General features: G+C 34.4%; 16 protein-coding genes. All 16 read left to right on the top strand.

The window, feature by feature from the left end; all coding sequences use genetic code 11:
- Nucleotides 1–373: 373 nt before the first annotated feature.
- The 16 genes from G4420_RS15285 (at nt 374) to G4420_RS15210 (ending at nt 20760) form a co-directional block, all read left to right on the top strand.
- Nucleotides 374–676 carry a hypothetical protein gene (locus G4420_RS15285; RefSeq protein ID WP_163324817.1) on the top strand — a complete coding sequence of 101 codons (303 nt, stop codon included), beginning with the start codon at nt 374–376 and terminating at the stop codon, nt 674–676.
- Nucleotides 677–688: 12 nt separating this feature from the next.
- Nucleotides 689–1069 (top strand): HU family DNA-binding protein, encoded by a 381-nt coding sequence (locus G4420_RS15280; RefSeq protein WP_163324816.1) that lies wholly within the window; start codon nt 689–691, stop codon nt 1067–1069.
- 641 nt (nt 1070–1710) lie between these two features.
- Nucleotides 1711–2544 carry an RteC domain-containing protein gene (locus G4420_RS15275; protein WP_163324815.1) on the top strand — a complete coding sequence of 278 codons (834 nt, stop codon included), beginning with the start codon at nt 1711–1713 and terminating at the stop codon, nt 2542–2544.
- A 170-nt stretch (nt 2545–2714) separates the two neighbouring features.
- A complete protein-coding gene (locus tag G4420_RS15270; RefSeq protein WP_163324814.1) occupies nt 2715–3005 on the top strand; it encodes a helix-turn-helix domain-containing protein in 291 nt (96 codons plus the stop codon).
- Between the two features lie 886 nt (nt 3006–3891).
- A complete protein-coding gene (locus tag G4420_RS15265; RefSeq protein WP_163324813.1) occupies nt 3892–5913 on the top strand; it encodes an O-antigen ligase family protein in 2022 nt (673 codons plus the stop codon).
- A gap of 325 nt (nt 5914–6238) precedes the next feature.
- On the top strand, nt 6239–6862 hold the full coding sequence (locus tag G4420_RS15260; RefSeq protein ID WP_163324812.1) for a lanthionine synthetase LanC family protein: 624 nt from the start codon (nt 6239–6241) through the stop codon (nt 6860–6862).
- A gap of 22 nt (nt 6863–6884) precedes the next feature.
- Nucleotides 6885–8528 (top strand): vitamin K epoxide reductase family protein, encoded by a 1644-nt coding sequence (locus G4420_RS15255; protein ID WP_163324811.1) that lies wholly within the window; start codon nt 6885–6887, stop codon nt 8526–8528.
- A 140-nt stretch (nt 8529–8668) separates the two neighbouring features.
- Entirely contained in the window at nt 8669–8893 is a 225-nt protein-coding gene (locus G4420_RS15250; RefSeq protein ID WP_163324810.1) for a hypothetical protein, read from the top strand.
- A gap of 61 nt (nt 8894–8954) precedes the next feature.
- Nucleotides 8955–10130, top strand: coding sequence for a 6-bladed beta-propeller (locus G4420_RS15245; protein ID WP_163324809.1), 1176 nt, complete (start codon nt 8955–8957; stop codon nt 10128–10130).
- Between the two features lie 479 nt (nt 10131–10609).
- A complete protein-coding gene (locus tag G4420_RS15240; RefSeq protein ID WP_163324808.1) occupies nt 10610–11869 on the top strand; it encodes a 6-bladed beta-propeller in 1260 nt (419 codons plus the stop codon).
- Nucleotides 11870–14095, top strand: coding sequence for a peptidase domain-containing ABC transporter (locus tag G4420_RS15235; RefSeq protein ID WP_163324807.1), 2226 nt, complete (start codon nt 11870–11872; stop codon nt 14093–14095). It abuts the gene before it with no gap.
- A gap of 537 nt (nt 14096–14632) precedes the next feature.
- The gene (locus G4420_RS15230) at nt 14633–15934 is read left to right on the top strand and encodes a 6-bladed beta-propeller (RefSeq protein ID WP_163324806.1); all 1302 of its coding nucleotides are present in this window, start codon (nt 14633–14635) and stop codon (nt 15932–15934) included.
- A 71-nt stretch (nt 15935–16005) separates the two neighbouring features.
- Nucleotides 16006–17295 carry an HlyD family secretion protein gene (locus tag G4420_RS15225; RefSeq protein WP_163324805.1) on the top strand — a complete coding sequence of 430 codons (1290 nt, stop codon included), beginning with the start codon at nt 16006–16008 and terminating at the stop codon, nt 17293–17295.
- A gap of 197 nt (nt 17296–17492) precedes the next feature.
- The gene (locus tag G4420_RS15220; protein WP_163324804.1) at nt 17493–17696 is read left to right on the top strand and encodes a hypothetical protein; all 204 of its coding nucleotides are present in this window, start codon (nt 17493–17495) and stop codon (nt 17694–17696) included.
- Nucleotides 17697–18033: 337 nt separating this feature from the next.
- Nucleotides 18034–19221 (top strand): DUF4934 domain-containing protein, encoded by a 1188-nt coding sequence (locus G4420_RS15215; RefSeq protein ID WP_163324803.1) that lies wholly within the window; start codon nt 18034–18036, stop codon nt 19219–19221.
- A gap of 6 nt (nt 19222–19227) precedes the next feature.
- Nucleotides 19228–20760: a glycosyltransferase gene (locus G4420_RS15210; protein ID WP_163324802.1), complete on the top strand. Its 1533-nt coding sequence runs from the start codon at nt 19228–19230 to the stop codon at nt 20758–20760.
- The last annotated feature ends 28 nt before the right edge of the window (nt 20761–20788 follow it).

The following is a 20788-nucleotide window of genomic DNA, read 5'->3' as shown; positions in this document are numbered from 1 at the left end:
GAGGTGAGATCACTCGTTGGAAGTCAGATCAGTTTCAAGTTCAACCGTTAGCGATTGTTTTCAATATCGAAATTCATATTTCGTTTTTCTCACAGAGAAAGAGCATTGGTTCAGTTAGGCTGTTTCTCAATAACAATGCCACAACATATTGTAAAATGATTCTGCCATAATTTCATTATAAGTGGACTTAATCTGCATCAAATGAGGTGACTAATTGGCATGTCAAGGATGTAATTATTCTTTCAACACTTTCTGAGCTTAAGGTATACTAATGTTTCAGTATTGAATCACTTAAGTAATCAATAATGGATAGAATATAGCCATCAAATAATAAATGTTCCGGTAGTCCAACCGGATTAAAAACCCTATTCCCATGTATTATATTTTTAAATCCAATTTCCGCTTGCAACAGTTTTGGCGGGTGCTTCCTAGGTACCTGTTTGTTACAAGCGGAGAACCTGCGGCCAGGCCCTTGCCGGGAGCAATCCTGCGCAGGGGTAGTCAGCTTTTTTTATTTCAATTTTCACTCCACGGTGCCGCACCTGCGGCTTTACCCCATCAATTTACCGGATATTACTTTTACCGCTTCGCGCTGTTTGGTTTCGAACAGAGGAGGGGAAATATTGCCTGGTTTTTAGGGGTGGCCGGCGGTACGGGGAGATTTATACAAATTTAAAAACAACAAATTATGTCGATATTATATTCAAAAATTCAACGGGTGAACCCACGCAACCCACAAGCCGACCGTAAATGGTACCTGGTGCCCAACCGCGTGGAACAAAAAACAGAAAAGGAGATTGCCGAAGCATTGAGTAAAAACACCACCTTAAGCCGTGGTGAAGCGGCCTTGGTAGTGGATGAGCTGCAGGCGGTGATCCAGAATGCCTTGCTCGATGGCTACTCGGTGCAAATGGGAGACTGGGGCTCGTTTCAGTTAACCTTCAACTGTACCGGCACGGATACCGAAGCGGAATGCACAGCCGATAAAATAACATCGGTCAACATCCGTTTCCGCCCCGGCAAACAGATGAAAGAGGCCCTGTCGAAAGCAACCTTTGTAGCCCGTTAGTGGCTGCTTTCTGTTTTAATACCACAACCTCCCGACAGTTTGTTGGGAGGTTGCTGTTACCACACGAAATTCAACAAAGACTTTTCCGGAAATCGTCTTTATCTTTTCTAAAGATCTTCTTGATAAAGTTGAGAGATCTTCTTCATGTTTTAGCCGAAAGTTCTTTACGAATTTATTTTGATTGGATTTATTTAAAGCTATTTGCCGGTCATCACGGTTCTGAAACAGGCTTGTACAGGCAGATAAATAGGTTTAATAAAAAAGAGCCATTCAACAATGGCTCTTTCTAATGTTAACCCCCAAACACACAGATGATCAGAATGATCATCTGTTGTAAATATAATTATTTTTTAATTGCAATTTGGTGTAAATGTGATCTAAATAATCTATGTTATTCCAGGATTTTATAGGGTAAGTCTACTTCTATCTTACACTTATTGTTAACACAATATTTTTAAAATACCACGATCTCATCTTAGCCTTGCTTCAACTTTTATGCGGACCATCGTCTGTCGAACTATTTATACCACATGAATAGTTAGATCATTAGGAGAGCCACTGATTATAACCACCATTTTTTCGAATAACTCTTGAGCCTCTACCCCATTAAAATATTCACTACAAATCAAAAACTAAAATTTATGCTTGAATACATTACTAATCTGCGAAAACAGACCGATGAATTAATAGAGAATATTGAGTCATCGAACAATAATGTCTTAAAAAAATCGCTCGAAGCATCACGCGTACTTGCTGAATCGTTCGATAAACTAAAACAATTTATTCTTTCTTATAAATTTCGGGACGAAATGGAAGAGATTACCTTTTTTAAAGAGATTAAACCGAAATTTTGTTACCGTTTAATTTATTACCGAAAAATCTACAACATCGAAATGAACCGCCCTGCAGGAGCCAACAAACAAAAGGAGTATCTCTCCGATGAGTTGAATGAAATCAATAAATATAACATTAAGCGGCTCGATTTTATACGGTATTACCGCTCGGGTGCTTCTCATCTGGATTCATTATATTTTCTGCGAGGAAAGATGGATACGGAACAGTACCTGGAAACTTTCTATTTCGAGCTAGATCCAAATTTTTCAACAAACTGCGATTTTAAAGTTGCAAAAATATTATCAAACGATATGTTATCTGCATATTTGATGCAAGAAATAGAGCTGTTAAATACCAACGGCCTAACACCATTTCATTTTGGTTTCCCTGCAACCAAACTTACATGGAAAGGGACAAAAACAGAACTTATGGAACAGCTTTACTCATGGGATAGTGATAATTCTTTCGGAGATGTTCCATTAACGCAATTATCCGATTACATCCAGAAAGTTTTTAATATCCAGTTGGATAAAAACCTATCGCGTTCTTTTAGCGATATGAAAATCAGAAATGTCCCTACCCCATTTCTTGATAACTTAAAAAATGCTCTCTTAAAACGAATGGGACGCAAATCTGAATAATTATACCGAGTAAATATTCATATTAACTGAAGCAAACTTGCAAAAAGCACAACACTCTCAACACTGTTTATATGCACCTTACACCAAACGCTAAAAGAAAAATGATACCGACTTCCTGATCAGCAATACTCCTTCCCCTTAAGTTTACAGTAATTTTAAAAGTTACTGATATGTATATCGACCAAAAATATTTTGATTCGTGGATGAACCGCTTAACAAGTCAACTGGAAAAAATTGGTCGTAAAATTGACCGGCAGGATAATACAGTCACTCCAAAAATTGATAATGAAATCTTACTCGATAATCAAGACCTCTGTCTCCTATTAAAAGTAAGCCAACGAACCTTGCAGCGTTTTCGTTCATCCGGCAAACTACCTTATCGTCTAATTGGTAGAAAGGTTTACTATCTGGAATCGGATGTTACTAATTTTATTTATGATGGATTTCCTAAAAACAGGTAATTTCAAACCTTATTCTTATATTAAATGCTAACATTAAAGATCTTATTATACTTCCAAAAAATAAATGAATATCCTATCAGAATAATAAATACATGATAAAAACGGAAGGCCATTTCCCAATTCTCATTCAAATCTTTCGATAATGGACCACAAGTTAATATATCGATCTTGTATTGAAAATATAGAATATTTCTTGTTTTTTCATCTTGACAATTTCATTATCTACTTTTTTTCAAAATTCTCATAAGCCAAAATATTGAAGGCCAGTTCATCAAAAGAAATTCAGAACTTTTGATCATGTTCTGCTCATACCTCTTGGGATTTCAAATAAGAATTTCCTGATTTCGTACAAAATAAATATCCTCTAAGTAGGTCAGTCCTCTCTAATAATATTCGCAAAAGTCAAAGTTCAATTCTAGGTATTGATGAAATTTAGGAAATTCCATTTTTAGGTACTTGATTTGAAACTTTTTGTTTTACTTAGGACGATTGGTTTCTATCGGGTGGGTTTTTGAATAAAAACTAAGTTTGCTAAATACTTTTCGTTTCATGTTTTTTAGACGATTCGTCTCTTCTTTAATATTATCAAATCCTTTTTCTTTTACATAATCCAATACATTAAGTATTACTATTTTGCAGAAACAAACGCATTAGCCGAATAATTTAAATTATCTTTTCCAGTATTTCTTGCTTTTTTAAGTTCTTTTTCAAATGTATTGATACGATCAATTAATTCTGTGAATTTCAGCTTCAAAAGGTTAGATTTTCTATTGTCTTTAAAAACAAATTTTATATCACACAATAAGTAGAGATTATATTCACAAGAAACAATTACCTATATTTATGCACATAAAAAACAACTGAAATATTTGGATGTAAACTAATCATGAATATACTCAAAATTCTTTTACTGTCACTATTCCTCTGTACGGTACCATGGGGATTTTCAAATCAATTCGTACATGCCCAGACTGGGCAGTTTTTTATTTTTATTATTTTTAGTGTGGCTATCTTGTCGTTACATCTTTTAAGGTTATCAAAACCTTTGACCTCGTTAATCCTAAACATTACAAAAACAGATATTTTGTTACTTTCTTTAATTGTCCTTACGGGAATTCATTGCTACATTCAAAATTATTTTTCCATCGCTTTTATTTTGGAAACAATCTCCTATATTTTGCTATACATAACGCTGCGTGGAATAGATAAAAAATACAATGTAATATTGCTATTCTCCTTACTTATAGCAGGAACAGCCCAGGCTATTTATGGCAACCTGCAATTATATGATATTTATCCGTCTAATCACAGCACGTTCAAAATTACAGGAAGTTTTTTTAATCCCGGTCCATATTCGGGTTACTTAATTTCAATTATACCGTTAGCCCTAGCTCTATTCCTATTAAAATATACAACTCACCTAAACCATCATAAAAATATTTCCGGGACAGAATTTCCGGCTCCAAACAAATCAACTAATATAAAAGATCTCGGCTCTATGTCGGAATCTGCCCTAGAACCCCTTGTTCAGAAAATCACAAAAACTGCCTATCAGAACCGAACAAATCTATCGCAATACTTAATAGGAATTTCAATTATTACAACCTTATTAGTGTTGCCAGCTTCAAGGTCTCGTGCTGCATGGGTAGCCATAGCAAGTTCCCTGCTGTTTGTTTTTATGCATATGTGGCAACCTGATTTATTAAGAAACATCACTCTTTTTAAAGGGAAATGGAAAGTCAGAGTTGACAAATTATTAAGAAAAACTATAATTAAGGTTATAGGTGCGATAACTGTTGTTGTTTTATTATTGAGCGGATTGTTCTCCTTATACACAATGAAACAAGGATCGGTTGATGGAAGGTTTCTAATATGGAAAGTATCATCGCAAATCATTAAAGACAAACCAATTTTTGGACATGGAATAAATGCGTTTGAAGCGACATACATGGACTATCAGGCCAACTATTTTGCTCAAAACCTTAGCTCTTATGAAAGTTTTGTTGCAGACAACACGAAATATGCTTTTAATGAGTTTATCCGTATTGGTGTTGAAATGGGGATTTTTGGACTGAGTATCTGTCTGATAATTATTGGATTCGTACTATTTGGTAAAACAACTCGATTAAATCAGACAGAAAAATTATTCCTAATAGCCTTTCGTACAACCTTTGTAGCTATCATTATTTTTGGTTTGTTCTCATATCCAGCTGAAATCATTCCCATAAAAATAAATATTGTAGTACTTCTGGCATTGGTTGCAGATTATTTAAAACCTTTTCAGGTGCTGAAAATAGTACCAATGAACTTTGATGTAAAAACAAGTTATCAGAATCAAAATACCTTCTTATTGAATTTTGGACGAATATCAATAATTACCCTACTTCTCTTTGGAGGTTATATATTTATTCAGAACGTAGTAAAATTGTACGATGCCAATACGAACTGGAAAAGGGCTTTTACCATATACCAAATGGGAGCGTATGAAATTTGTATAAAAGATTACGAGAAAACATTTCCGTATTTAAGGTATAACGGCGACTTCTTGCTCAATTATGGCAAAGCACTGTCTATGGCCGAAAAGCATGACAAAGCTGTTGAGATATTGGAATATGCCCGGGAATATTATCCAAACACAATATTGTACACTGCTTTGGGCGATAGCCAAAAGGCCCTGGGGAGAATCGAAAAAGCAGAAAAAGCTTATTTGTATGCATGGCAAATGATTCCGAGCCGGTTCTACCCAAAATACCTACTTGCCAAATTATATGATGAAACCGGGCAAAAAGAAAAAGCAGTAAAGATAGCATACGAACTTTTAAACAAAGAAGTGAAAATTGAATCAGATGCAATTGAAGAAATGAAACAGGAAATGAGAAGTATATTATCAAAACATCAGTTATCATAAAACCTCATATTTATTGTTTTCGAAGCTAGCACTTTGATGAAGAATAAATTGCCCTAGTACTTTTGAAATTACTTGTATTAAATCTGATTACAGTTTTAACTTCGTTAACATACATAGCTTATATATCCTTTCTTTTATTGAATCTAAAAATGAAAAAATAAAATGCGCTTTTAGTTCAATCTATTGCTCAAATCATATATAGATTTTCTATTTATGTCGCTAAACATATTTGCATAGATGTTATTATTTGTTTTTTCTAACTATTTTGGGTCTAATATATAAACTATACCATCTAACAATTTTATAAATCAAATTCATTGCCTAAATGAAAACGGATGTAGACCACCAGGAACATTTAATAAATACCTTATTGCTAAATGCAAGTTTTATAAACAATATAGGACTACTCAATGGCAAAATGGGTATTTCAATCTTATTTTATCACCTTTCTAGAAAATTTGAGAACAAGATTTATGAGGAGTATGCCGGTGAACTGATTGATGAAATTTATGAAGAGATTACAGCGGATACCCCAGTAGATTTTGAAAATGGTTTAGCCGGAATTGGTTGGGGTATAGAATACCTTGTACTAAATAGTTTTATTGAGGCTGACACGAATGAAGTGCTGGAGGAATTTGATAAAAAGATTTATTTTGAACTACAGGAAAACCATTCTAATATGGAGAAAGGCCTAGATGGGCTTTTGGGTCATTTTGCCTATTTTTCCAAAAGAAAGAAAGTTGTCCCCGAATTAACAAAGCTGTTTTCAAACGCTTTTCTATCAACACCCCCAATTGCACACCAGCTAGAAAATATCATTCTCGATAAATTAAGAAATAGCCTTGAAACTAGCATTTCTAATATTTCAAACGTAAACTCAACTGTCCAAAGCAATGCAAAAGTGATTGCCTACATTATTCATGACACAGAAAACTTAAAAGTATCCTGACATATCCAAAACCCATTTCCTTATGCTAAAATCGAAAGAAGACAATGTAATTTTTATATTACAAAAGGCTATTAAACATTTCAAAATTAAAGTGACAAATACCTCGGTTAAAGAATTTTTGTTGGCGCATCCCCATTACCCATCGTTAAAGAGTGTTTGCGACGCCCTAAAAAAATGGAAGGTTGATCATTATGCTTTAAACCTCGAATTAGACGAAATTAGAGCTTTGGAAATGCCATTTATTGCTCACTTGAAAACCTCAGGAGGCCAATTGGTATTTGTAGAAAAGATAAATTATGAACAAGTAACTTATTTCGTGACGGGGAGTGGAGGGGTTACAGAGGAATTCGAAAAATTCGCAGAAAGAATGTCAGGAGCTATTGTGGTAATGGAAGGGAGCAAGATTTCAGGCGAAAAGGAATATTCTTATATTCGGCAAAACGAGTTTCTGAATAAAAGCCTTTTACCAATTGGAGTTATAACACTTTTAGTATTAGTTGTTTTAAGTTTTACCGCTGGATCGGGTAGTTTATTTCCTTCTCTCGGATTTCATTTTTTTGGATTACTGGCAAGCAAAATAGTTGGGCTGACGGCTTCCATTTTTCTGGTATTACACGAACTCAAGGTTCATACACCGCTAGCAGACAAGATTTGTGGTTTTGGCTCTAAAACTGATTGCGATACCGTTCTGTCTTCAAAAGCATCGAAATTATTTGGTTGGATAAACTGGGCCGATACAGGGCTTGTTTTCTTCTCCGGCTCACTCATTTTTTTATTGGACATTCCAGAAAATAACACGTTTGGGCTACTTGCCATAATCAGTGCATTATCAATGCCGTATCCGGTATTTTCTATCTACTATCAATCGGTAAAACTAAAAAAATGGTGCCCATTTTGTTTATTGGTGCAAGTGATATTAATTGCAGAATTTATTATTTTATTTCCTTCGTTAAAATTTTTTACTTTCTCGGGTATTGAATTGCTACAATTAATTGTTTCATTTTTAGTCCCCGCTTCAATTTGGTTAACCTTTAAGGCTTTTTACCATAAATCTACAGAACAAAAGAAAGAGCATTATTTATTTCTTCAGTTTAAACGAAATCCTGATATTTTCTTGCATCTTTTGAAGGGTAATGGGTTTACTGAATTCCAAGAAGATGAAAATAGTTTGATTCTTGGAAACCCCAATGCCAAATTAACGGTAACAGCATTCCTTAGTCCATATTGCAATCCTTGTGCCAGTGCTTTTAATAAACTTAAAAATTTATTAGAGAATTGCCCTGATATAAAAATCAACGCTGTTTTTTCGGTTTATAACGATGAAGAATCAAAAAAACTGATAAATACATTGTATTCCACTTACATTGTGCAAGGGGCTGCACATACCGTTGATTTTCTCGACAAATGGTATTCCCTGTTCAAACAAAACAGGAAATCAATTTACGCAAATGACATATCCAAAGCTTTCGATATTGCTAAGCAAATTGAAGACAAAAACAAAGCGCTTTTTGAAAAATACAAAGTTGAGGGTACGCCAACAATCTATGTAAACGGGTATAAATTCTCAACACAATACGATTACAATGATATTGAATTATTTATTGACGATATTATACAATTAACAAGGGAAAGTAAAAGGCAGGAAGCCTGCGTGAATTGTCATTAGCTGCTTCCTGCCAGCTCTTTCCTTTTCAACAAAGAAAGGAGATGGTGGCAAAGATACAAAAATCCGTGAAAGGCTGCCAACCTTGTATAGCGGTATATTATCCCCTTAACTATTAGTGATTAATTTCAAAATCAATAAAAATGAAGAAACTTGGAAAATTATCGATCAACCCTGAAAAGGTGATTGAAAACAACGAACTGTTAAACTTAAAAGGTGGTTATGCCGAAGATCCTGGCAAAGTATATTGTTTTGATAGTCAGGCAAATTTACTTGGCACTTTTTTAAATCCGTATTGCTCTGGAGACCTTTTGGAACAGTGCAGGTCATATTATTCTGGGACAACATTTTATAATTGTATGGTTTAAGTATTAATAATAAAATGGAGAAGGGATATCTTCCATATCCCTTCTCCATAAAAATTACCAAATGAAACAATTATTACACACAATTTTGTTCATTATTATTTTACTTTCTCGTTTGCATACATTTGCTCAAAATCCAAAGGTCATTGATATTATAGCAGGGATGAACTGTCCCGGGAATCTAAAATTGGCCGATATTACAGACGAGATTATGTATGTCCCACTTGAAACAACTAATGAGAATTTAATTAATAATATTGACAAAGTAAAATTTTCAGACGAATATATATTTATCAAAAATCTAAATCCGGCTAAGTTATATCTTTTCAATCGTTCCGGAAAGTATATCAGACAAATAGGGCATAAAGGAAATGGGCCAAATGAATATAACACATTAAGTGGCTTTTGTTTCAACGAGGCAGATAAAACAATTTATATATACGCAAGTTCACCAGCGAAAATCTTAATCTACGATATAGGTGGAAGGTTTCTTGAGAAGATCGATTGTCCCGACTATCACACACAACCTTTTTTTGACATGGAATTTATTCAACCAGACAGATTGCTGATGATGTTATGTAATGTAAATGGAAATACACAATTTAGTTATAAAATATTCACAACTGAGTTTAAATTAATACAAAGCGATATCCGTCCGGTTCAGTTTTCTAGTAGAAATTATTTTAGTACCATAAATGAGTTTAGTTGTTACCATTTTAACAATTCCTTATTTGTTAAGGAGAATATACTGAATGATACCTTATACCAAATTTCAGCCGATAATAGTTTCATTCCGAAGTTGGTATTCAACTCTGGAAAATATGAGTGCCCGGCTAGGTTCCGACAAGAATTTATGGAATTTGTAAAAAGAAAAGATTTCAAATATATTCTAATGAACCATATTATTGAGACAAAAGAATATTGGTTATATAATTATTCCTTTAATAAAGATGAACATTTTGATTACTATGATAAATCACTAAATAAATCATTTTCGTTCATCTCGACTGGGATTCCAAACAATTATGATAATGGTCCTTCTTTTGTGCCGTTAAGGCAGAAGAATAATGAACTAATTGGCGTGATTTATTCCATGGATCTAATTCAACATATGTACTCAGATGATTTCAGAAACTCAATTCCCAAGTACCCCGAAAAGAAAAAAAACTTTCATGAATTTGTAAGTAGTTTAAACGAAAACGATAATCCAGTTTTAATACTTGTAAAATTAAAAGAATAAAACTGGTAGAAATGATAGACAGGAAGCTTACGCCACCTGCCTGCCCCTTACTTAAAAAAGGAAGGAGGTCATGTGACAAATATAATTATTTAAACAAAATTGGAATTACAAAATTCCTGTCTTTGAAAGGAATAGCAAGGCATATTTGAATTGTTAAATTTAAAATCATTAAAATGAAAAAGTTACGAAAACTATCGATTAGTCCTGAAAAGGTGATAAAAAATGAAGAACTAGTAAATCTGAAAGGAGGGTACAATGGAGGTACTTGCGCGGCAATACATGAGGGAATAATACTTTGTAATATTAGTAAGACCGATGCGATTTTTCATGCTAGTTGTGAATATTCAGATGGCACAAACTGTGAAGGGAATTGGTGTTGCGACAGCTGTTCTTCTGCCACCTGGTATACTTGTTAGTTTCAAATAGATATTAGATTGAAAGAATCAATCTAATATCTTCAATTATCATAAAAAACATACATGAAAATCTCAAAAATAATCGTTTTACTTTTTCTTCTATTTTCAATCTCTTGTAAGCAAAAGGTTAGAATCAATAATGATTCCAGCATACCATTACAATCATTCGCGATATTAGAGCAAAATAGTGAAATTCATATTGATCCCAGAACATTTGAGAAAAATGAACTTCAGTTAACAAGTTTCGCTGAAGATATAGAATATATACCTCTTTCCAATAAAGTACTTATAGATAAGATAGTTAAACTCTATGTTAATGATAAAGCTATATACGTTGTTAGCGATAAGGCCCAAGGTGGTGAAGGAAATGGGTTAAAAACATTATTCAGATTTGATATTGACGGTAAAAATCCAAAACAAATTGGAGCTACAGGGAGAGGCTCTCAAGAATATTTATCAAGTGAATACTTTACCGTTGATGAAATAAACAATAGGATTTATATTAACGGCAGACCCAATACGATACTCGTCTATAATACCAACGGAGATTTTATTAGAGATTTCAAGTTTAATAACCATAGTCCATCTTATGCTCAGATAAGTTTATTGGGAAATGATTACCTTCTATTTGCTATGAAAAAACTTGGGGCAAAGTGTGAACACCTCTGGAGTATTAGTGATACACTTGGTAATAACTTGTTTCTGAAGGAAAATACGACACCAGCGTTCAAAACAAATATAGGCCCTTTAGGCGAAATATATAAATTTGGCGATAAAATAACCTATTGGGTTGACTATAACGATACGTTGTTTACGATTTATCCCGATCTTACATTCAAAGCATCCGCAATAATTAGTTCTGGTGATCACAAATGGTCGCCTAAAAACATTGAGATTCGGTCAATGAAAGATTATTTAAAAAAGGTTGGTAATTTGTATTATCCTCACTATTTTATTCAAACCACTCGGTATATAATTAGTAGATACACATATTCTGGAAAATCGTCATACGTTTTGCTTGACAAGCGATCCAAATCTTCATATACCTGTGATTTCGAATGGAATTCGGAATTAAATGAAGGTATCCCAAATAATTTTGACTGTGGATTAAATTTTTTTCCTATTAATTATTTCACCAATATGCGGGCAGAGTACTTAGTTGGTACAATAAATGCCTACAAAATTAAAAAACATATCAGCACTCCAGAATTTGAATCTTCCAAGACTAACTATCCGCCAAACAAAAAAGCCTTTCATCAACTCGCTAATCGTTTAAATGAAAATGACAATCCGGTGCTGATGCTTGTAAAACTAAAAGAATAAATGCCAAAATTCCCACACTATAAACAACTTGATGCTATGGACTGTGGCCCCACCTGCCTGCGCATGGTGGCAAAATACTACGGTAAAAACTATAGCTTGCAATATCTTCGTAGTACTTCATACATTACCCGGGAGGGAGTATCCTTGCTGGGGATTAGCGAAGCCGCAGAAAACATTGGCTTCCGTACTAAAGGCTACCGCTTAACATGGGAAGAATTGCGCGATGAAGTTCCCCTGCCATGTATCGTGCATTGGAAACAACGGCATTTTGTAATTGTTTATTCGATAAAAAAATCACAATCCATTTTAAAAAATCGAGGCAAAGATGAAGCTGTAGTTTATGTTTCTGATCCGGCAAAAGGATTATTAACTTATTCAAAAGAAGAGTTTATTAATTGTTGGCTCAGTACCAAAACCGAGGGGAAAAAAGAAGGGGCAGCCCTGCTACTGGAACCTACGCCCGATTTTTACAAACACGAAGACGAAGAAAAGGGTAAACTAAGATTTTTGTACCTGCTTGAGTATTTAAGGCCATACAAAAAATACATTATCCAATTGGGTTTGGGAATGTTAACCGGGAGTTTAATCAGCATGATTTTCCCTTTCCTTACACAATCGGTAGTTGACTACGGTATTAACAACAGTGATCTGGCTTTTATTGTCATGGTATTGGTAGCGCAAATGGTGCTAACCTTTGGCCAAACTGCAAACGGGTTAATTCGTAGCTGGATAATGCTGCATATAACCACCCGGATTAGTATTTCGCTAATTACTGATTTCCTGATTAAACTGATGAAACTACCCATCGCTTTCTTCGATATTAAAATGATTGGAGACATAATGCAACGTATTCAAGACCATAACCGTATACAATCTTTCCTTACCAAATCGCTAATTGATATTGTATTTGCGGTAATTACCCTGGTTATTTATACGTTGATAATGGCCTCATATCACCTTGGTATTCTTGGTGTATTTTTCATAGGAAGTGTTTTATACATTGGGTGGGTGCTCCTGTTTCTAAAAAGAAGAAGGGAAATTGACTATAAGCGGTTCCAGCAATCTTCAGCCAATCAAAGCAATATTGTCCAGTTGGTAAACGGTATGCAGGAAATAAAACTAAATGCCTGCGAAAAACAAAAACGTTGGGAATGGGAAAGTATCCAGGCACGGTTATATCGGGTAGGTATCAAGGGAATGGCATTAAACCAGAACCAACAACTGGGAGCAACATTTATTAACCAGGCCAAAGACCTGTTCATCTCTTTCCTATCTGCAAAAGCGGTTATAACTGGCGACATGACCCTCGGTATGATGATGGCAGTGCAATACATAATCGGACAATTAAATGCACCCATTCAGCAATTTATTGGGTTTACCCAGCAGGCCCAGGACGCAAAAATCAGTTTGGAAAGATTAGGAGAAATACACGACCGTGAAGATGAAGAGAGACCGGAAGACGGAAAAATAAGGGATATTCCGTCAAATGCTGATATTGAAGTAAAGAATGTAATGTTCCAGTACGAAGGCCCCCATTCCGAAAAAGTACTGAAAAAAATTAACCTAAAAATTCCGGCCAATAAGGTAACCGCAATTGTGGGCACAAGTGGTAGCGGCAAAACCACCCTGATAAAATTGTTGCTTGGCTTCTATGAGCCGACCAGAGGGACAATTAAATTAAATGGTCTCGAAATAAAAAGGTACAGCGAATCGGAATGGCGTAAACGTTGTGGTGTAGTTATGCAGGAGGGTTTCATTTTTTCAGACACAATTGCAAACAATATTGGAGTAATGGATGAAACTCCAAACCTAGATAAGACAGAACAGGCTGTTAATACAGCCAATATCGGTGACTTTATTGAAACATTGCCTTTGCGGTACAATACAAAAATAGGCAGTCAGGGGCATGGCCTTAGTACCGGGCAAAAGCAACGTATTTTAATTGCCCGGGCTGTATATAAAGATCCTGATTACATTTTTTTCGACGAAGCAACCAATGCCCTTGATGCAAAAAACGAGCGGGTAATTATGGAAAACCTGGACAGGTTCTTTAAAGGGAGAACTGTGGTTGTGGTTGCACACCGGCTTAGTACGGTTAAAAAGGCCGACCAAATAGTTGTGCTCGAAAAAGGCAAAATTGTTGAAATTGGCACACATAAAGAACTGGTAGCTGCAAAAGGAAACTATTTTAATTTGGTGAAAGATCAGTTGGAGTTGGGAAATTAATGCTCCATGCCTACCGGCAAGTAACTCCCCAAGTGAGAGGATTTGGCCAAAAAGTATATAAAATATGAGACATTTAAATAATAACTAATTGGAAGAAGGGCAGGAAGCAATGCTGTTCTCAAAACTTCCGCTTCCTGCCGCGACTCCTCCATTAACAAAGAAAGGAGGGAAGTGACAAAGATAAACATTTAAAAAATTGGGAATATAAATTCCAAGCCTTTGAAACGATATACAAGGCTAAATAAATGTTGAATATAAAATTATAAAAATAAAAAATTAGGAAGATTATCGATTAATCCTGAAAAGGTGATAAAAGATGAAGAGTTGGTGAATTTGAGAGGTGGATATCCGCATGAATGGGAAAGTGGAACATGTGCGGCAAAAAGAGATATGTTTTGTAGTACGGGGTTGAGTAAAGCCAGTGCTATTTCGTTTGCTGGATGTGATGATGATGGAACCAATTGTGAAGGAAGCTGGTGTTGTGATAGTTGTTCATCAGCAACATGGTTATCTTGTACTTAATTAGAATAACGAGAAATGGGATTAGAGCTACCAACCAGTTCTAATTCCAGCTCTTTATTTCATGTGATGGGCATAATTAACAATTTTACACAAAAGAAAATGATTGTTCGTAATCCCAAAATAGGAAACGTATCGAAGGCATGCTTCTCTTTAATTGCAATTACGTTAACACTATTTGTAAGTTGCAAACATGATAATAAGCAGCAACAACCTTCTGATCTGTATACTATTGATGTGGAACTGGCTGTGAATGAAAAAAAGTCTGTTCCTATTTCTAATGTAGCTCTTGATATTAATTATATTCCTTTGGAAACTACCCCTCATATATTGATTGGAAGAGTACAGCAGATTGAAATTACAGAATCTTTCATTTTCATTGGTGAAAGAAATTGTTTACAACAGTTTAATCGTGAAGGGCGATTTATTAGGCAAATAGGAAGTGTTGGACGTGGACCAGAGAATTACCAGAGCATAATGTATTTCGCCGTTAACGAGGCAGCAAATAAAATTTTAATACAAGGTGAACATTCATTAAATTGGTATGATCTGAAAGGTAAATACATTAGAAGTCATAAAGAACAGAAGTTTACTTCAAAGTTACTTTATTTTAATCCAACGCGACTAGCATGCAATCGTTATGCAGATATTGAAAATCCAACAAGTTTAATTATCTGGAATACAAATTTGGAACCAATATGTAAATTTAAAAGTCATAATCCTCCAATAAAGAAGAAACTAAAAATGAGCAGTGGCCCTTTGTACTCCTATGAAAATAATATCTACTTTAAAGAAAACTATAATGACACTCTTTATTGCATAAAGAACAATTCCATGATTCCATATGTCGTTTACAAAGAAAATAAGTTATTAATAGACAGAGACTTTGACCTACATCCAGGGCCAGATATGCAAGAAATAATTAAGAAAGCACAAAATAAACTGATAAACAACTCAATTATAGAGAGTAAGATTTTTGTTTTCTCTGACTATATAAAGGGATTACCTTTTGGGAGTCGAGACACAAGATATACGAGGGTATTATTCAATAAGACTGAAAAAAAAGTGGTAGCCTTGTCTGATCCTGAAATGATTAACGATATTGATGGTGGTTTTAGTTTTTGGCCAACAAACAACTGTCAAAACAATATCTTGATTCGTCATATCTCAGCTTTTGATCTCAAAACACATATAAACTCAAATAATTTCAAAAATTCAACCCCAAAATACCCCGAAAAGAAAAAAGCCCTCGAAAAACTTGCAAACAGTTTAGATGAGAATGACAACCCGGTTTTGATGCTGGTAAAGTTAAAAGAATAAATAAAGTTCGTAGTTTATTGTTTGTGGTTACAGAACAATAAACTACAAACCAAGAACGACAAACATAATAAATGTCAAAAATTCAAAACATAGAAATCCATAACGAAGAAGTAAGGGAAATAATGAAAGAAATTCCGGGGAGTATACTACGCTGGGGATTGACAGTCATTTTCTTAATCTTTGCTTCAATTATCATAGGCAGTTACTTTTTTACTTTTAAAGAAGTAGTTGCAGCTCCTTTGGTTATCACCACAACCAATCCACCTGCGCCAATAATGTGCAAAGTTTCGGGAAGGATTAACAAATGGTTTGTTCCTGACGGGCAACTGGTGCAAAAAGGAGACGACATTGCCCTAATAAGTAATGGTACTAACTTGCATGATTTCAGAAAGCTAAAGGAAATAATAAACTTCCTGAATTATAAAAATATCCAAAGTTCTATGGATACAACTAACTTACCTGAAAAATTGGTTTTGGGCGATTTACAGGATTTGTACAACCAACTTTACAGAAATTGGTATGACTACAAGAACTTTATCAGCAATAATTATATTCCCCAAAAAATTGAGTTATTAAAAGAACAAACTGAAAAACAGGAACAACAATACCAGCTTGCCATCAAACAACAACAAATGATGGAGGAAGAGCTTGAAATTGCGAGAAATGGATTTTCGCGTTATAAGAATCTATTAGATAAAGGTGGAGTGTCGGAATCGCAGATTGAGGAGGCAAAAGCCAGGCTTATCCAGTCGGAAAGGGCCTATACCGGATTTCTTGCTTCACTAAAATCGACTGAAGCAAACCTGATTGGGCAAAAACTATCGTTACTTGAATTGCAGGAACAGCACGATAAACAAATAGTGCAGTTTGAAACAGTAATCACTTCCGGTATAAAAACATTAAAAAGCCAAATTAAAGGTTGGGAAGATACTTATTTGTTGAGCAGTCCGGTTGAAGGGAAGGTCACCCTGACCAGATACTGGAGCGAGAACCATGTGGTTACAGCAGGCGACCGCCTGGCAACAATAGTCCCTGTGGATAGTTCTTCAGTTATTTGCCGGGCGGTAGTTCCTTCATCCGGAATAGGAAAAGTTGAACCCGGGCAACAGGTTCTGATAAAACTGGCTGGTTACCCATCGATAGAACACGGTACTTTAACTGGTGCAGTTAATTCAATTTCACTTGTGCCCGAAAAGGAAGGATATATTGTAGAAATAAATTTAAACGATGGTATGGTTTCCAGTTACAGCGAACAACTAAAACTGGTACAGGAAATGGATGGTACGGCTGAGATTATAACTAAACAAATGAGAATGATTTATCGGTTTATTAATCCGTTAAGAATGATTTTTGAAAAATAACAAGGGAAGTGTCCGTCAATTGGCGGATAACAAAGGCAGGAAGTGTATGCCAACTACTATTAGCTACTTCCTGCCTGCCGCTTCCCATAAAAACGAGAGCTTGGCAAAGATAAATTAAAATCTGTAAAGGCTGCCAACCTTAAATGTACAGTGTGTTATAACCCAAATGGTAGTAATTAAATTTAAATTATAACAAAATGAAAAAATTAGGAAAATTAACAATCAATCCTGAAAAGGTTATAAAAAATGAAGAGCTGGTGAATTTGAAAGGTGGTGAATATATTACAGTTGTATGTACCTTTGGTGGAGATTACTGGGGATGTGGCACTGATGTAAATCAGTGCATGCAAGAAGGTTATGATTGCTGTCCAAATAGCTCATATGAATTGGAATATAATTAGTAGTTTCAGGAAACTGCTTAAAACATTGATTATTCATCTTCAATCATAGTTAGGACGTTAACCTGAATTTATTTTAAGTGTCTTTATATCAGAGATGTTGTATTGATAACATGACGTTCTAATAACGAATTTGCATGATCCATATATTCACTAAAGAACAAAAACAAAACACATCTGCCTCATTAAGTATTGCTTAGACAAATATGCTCACATTAAATTACCTACGATGTTAAGGTTATCGAATCCTATTTAATTAAGAGCTATCGTTTGACACTCTTTTTGAGGCAGATTAAAAGTTAGATATAGAAAAATGAGAATACTTCAAATTTTAAGCCTTATGATTAAAATCGCTTATTTCATATTGATAATCCTATTTATCCTGACTGGTTGCAAAGAAACTAAAGTACCCAATACAATTAAAAAAATAGATCTAGTTTCTGGTTATGAAAATAAAAGAATCATTAACCTCAGTGAAATAGCTGAAACAGTTGAATATGTTCAACTGTCAAATAAAGATTCGTTAATAGGTTTGGCGCCAAAGTTTTTTGTTGATGCTGAATATATCGTTGCAATTGCATTCAAGCAACAATTCATTTTTGATAGAAAATCTGGTGAATTTATTCGAGAAGTAGGTAGGAGAGATAAAGGTCCTAATGGCTACAGATTCACTAAAGTCAATTTACCTTATAATGAAAAAAAACAAACTTTATATGCCGGAGGATGGAGGAAAAACATCATTGAATATTCAATTGATGGCAATGTTACAAGAACTTTTGAAAAACCGGATTATGTTAGAATACTAAGTTCATTTGTTGAATTGAATGATTCAGTGTTTATTTGCTATGCCCCGAACGTTACAGGGGATGATAAGGCAATGCTAATTTATTTTGATACTTATAATAACAAAATAGACAATATTAATATCAATGACTATTTTGAAAAAAATCCAAAACGATATCGTTCGTGGGGAGAACAAGAGGGATGGTTTTATCGATTTAATAACCATTTAAATATTAAGACACTCTTCAATGACACCATTTTTAGAATCGAAAACAAAACATTACTACCAAAATTTGAATTCTTTTCTGGAGATTTCAAGCCCTCTTCGTATAGAAGAAATTTCGTTTCAAAAGAAGAAATGAAGAATTTTCACTTGATTGAAAAGATTTTTGAATCTAATCGATTTATATTCTTTACATTGAACTATAAAAGTGAATATCGCTCTTGCATATTTGACAAACGAAATGAAGAAGTTATGATTTCAGATTCGAAAAAATTTGATAAAACTTTCTTTAGCATTCCATATTTTGGACTTAACAATGATATAGATAATTTTATTCAGTTTTTTCCACAGTATATAAATGAAAATAATGAAATTATTTCATACGTTGATACATATGAAGTAATTAATTGGGTTAATGAAAATCCCGAAAAGGCGACAAAACTACCTCCTTACTTACAAAATCTAAGAAATATTAAAGAAACCGATAACCCAATTATAATGATCGCAAAACTGAAAGAATAAAATTTTATGCTAACAAAATTACCCAAAGTCTCCGTTGTAATGCCTGTTTACAATCGAGAAAAGTACGTTAGGGATTCGATACTCAGTATTTTAACTCAATCTTTCACCGATTTTGAATTTATCATCATCGACGATGGCTCCACTGATTCTACAGTTGAAATACTCAAATCATACCATGACAAAAGAATACGTCTGGTAAAAAAATGCGAAAACAGAGGGAATTATACAGCCCGAAACGAAGGAATGGAAATGGCGGTTGGCAAATACATTTGTGTAATGGACTCAGATGATGTCGCTCTGCCTAATCGTATCCAAAAGCAATTCGATTTTATGGAGGCCAACACCAAATTTGGATTATGTGGTAGTTTTGCTCAGGTATTGAATAGTGATGAGATTATTACCGCTCCTGAGGATTATGATGAAATAAAGGTTTGGTCAATGAGTAATATTATGTTCCGGCATCCTACTGTTTTTTTACGAAAAGAATTCCTTACAAAATATAACCTTAAGTACGATAATTCATACCGTTATGCAGGCGATTATGATTTTTTGGTAAAAGCTGCCCTTATGTTTCCCGTTACTAATATTCAGGAAGTTTTATTACAATATCGCCGGCATCCGGAGCAAATTTCATCAGCACATAAGTCAGGTCAATTTGAAGTAGTAGGAAAGGTAATTCTGAAACAGTTGAAATTGTTAAAAGAAGATGTAACCCAAAACGAGAAAAGAGTTCATCTCGCATTAATGAATCGGTTCCAGGTTAAAGATATGGCTGAATTTGAACAGCTCAAAAACTGGGCAAATCATTTGATGGAATCGAATTATGACAAATGCATATATGATTCTTTACAATTGGCCAACTTTTTAAAAAGTCTTTTGAAATATATTCTAAAAGAGTATCAAATAGCACAAAGCAACCGAAGCAAACAACAGGTTTATATCAGTAAAATAAACGATCAATTACAAACGAAAATTGCACTACCTTTTCACAAACCATGGGCTGTGTTACCCGATTTTATTTACAACTTACTTGAGTTGATAAAGGAAAACAAACCTGCTACAATTGTTGAATGCGGAAGTGGATTATCAACGCTAGTCGGAGGCTACCTGGCAAAAAACAAAATAATAAAACAATTTATCTCAGTTGAACATGACAAACAATTTCATGAAGCAACGCTGGCAGATTTAAAAGAACATGGTCTCGAAAAGTATGTGACTTTAGTTCATACCCCTTTGAAAAGTGTATACATTGATGGTGAAGAGTGGCTGTGGTATGACACAGATATTATTGAAACAAAAATAAATGAAATTGACATACTTTTGGTTGACGGCCCCCCCGGTCAATTACAAAAGAATTCACGCTATCCGGCCATACCACTACTAAAGAAATATTTTAATAACAGCACCAGAATCATCCTGGACGATAGTAACCGATCAGATGAACAGGAGATTATTAACAAATGGCTGGTAGAAAGTCCCAATCTTAAACTTAACCAACTTGAAACCACAAAAGGAATGGCTGTATTAAACAGTGGTTAAAGACATATTTTTGTTAAATTCAAAATCT

This window comes from Draconibacterium mangrovi (genome assembly GCF_010586825.1).
GTDB lineage: Bacteria > Bacteroidota > Bacteroidia > Bacteroidales > Prolixibacteraceae > Draconibacterium > Draconibacterium mangrovi.
This window is presented reverse-complemented; position numbering and strand designations above follow the sequence as displayed.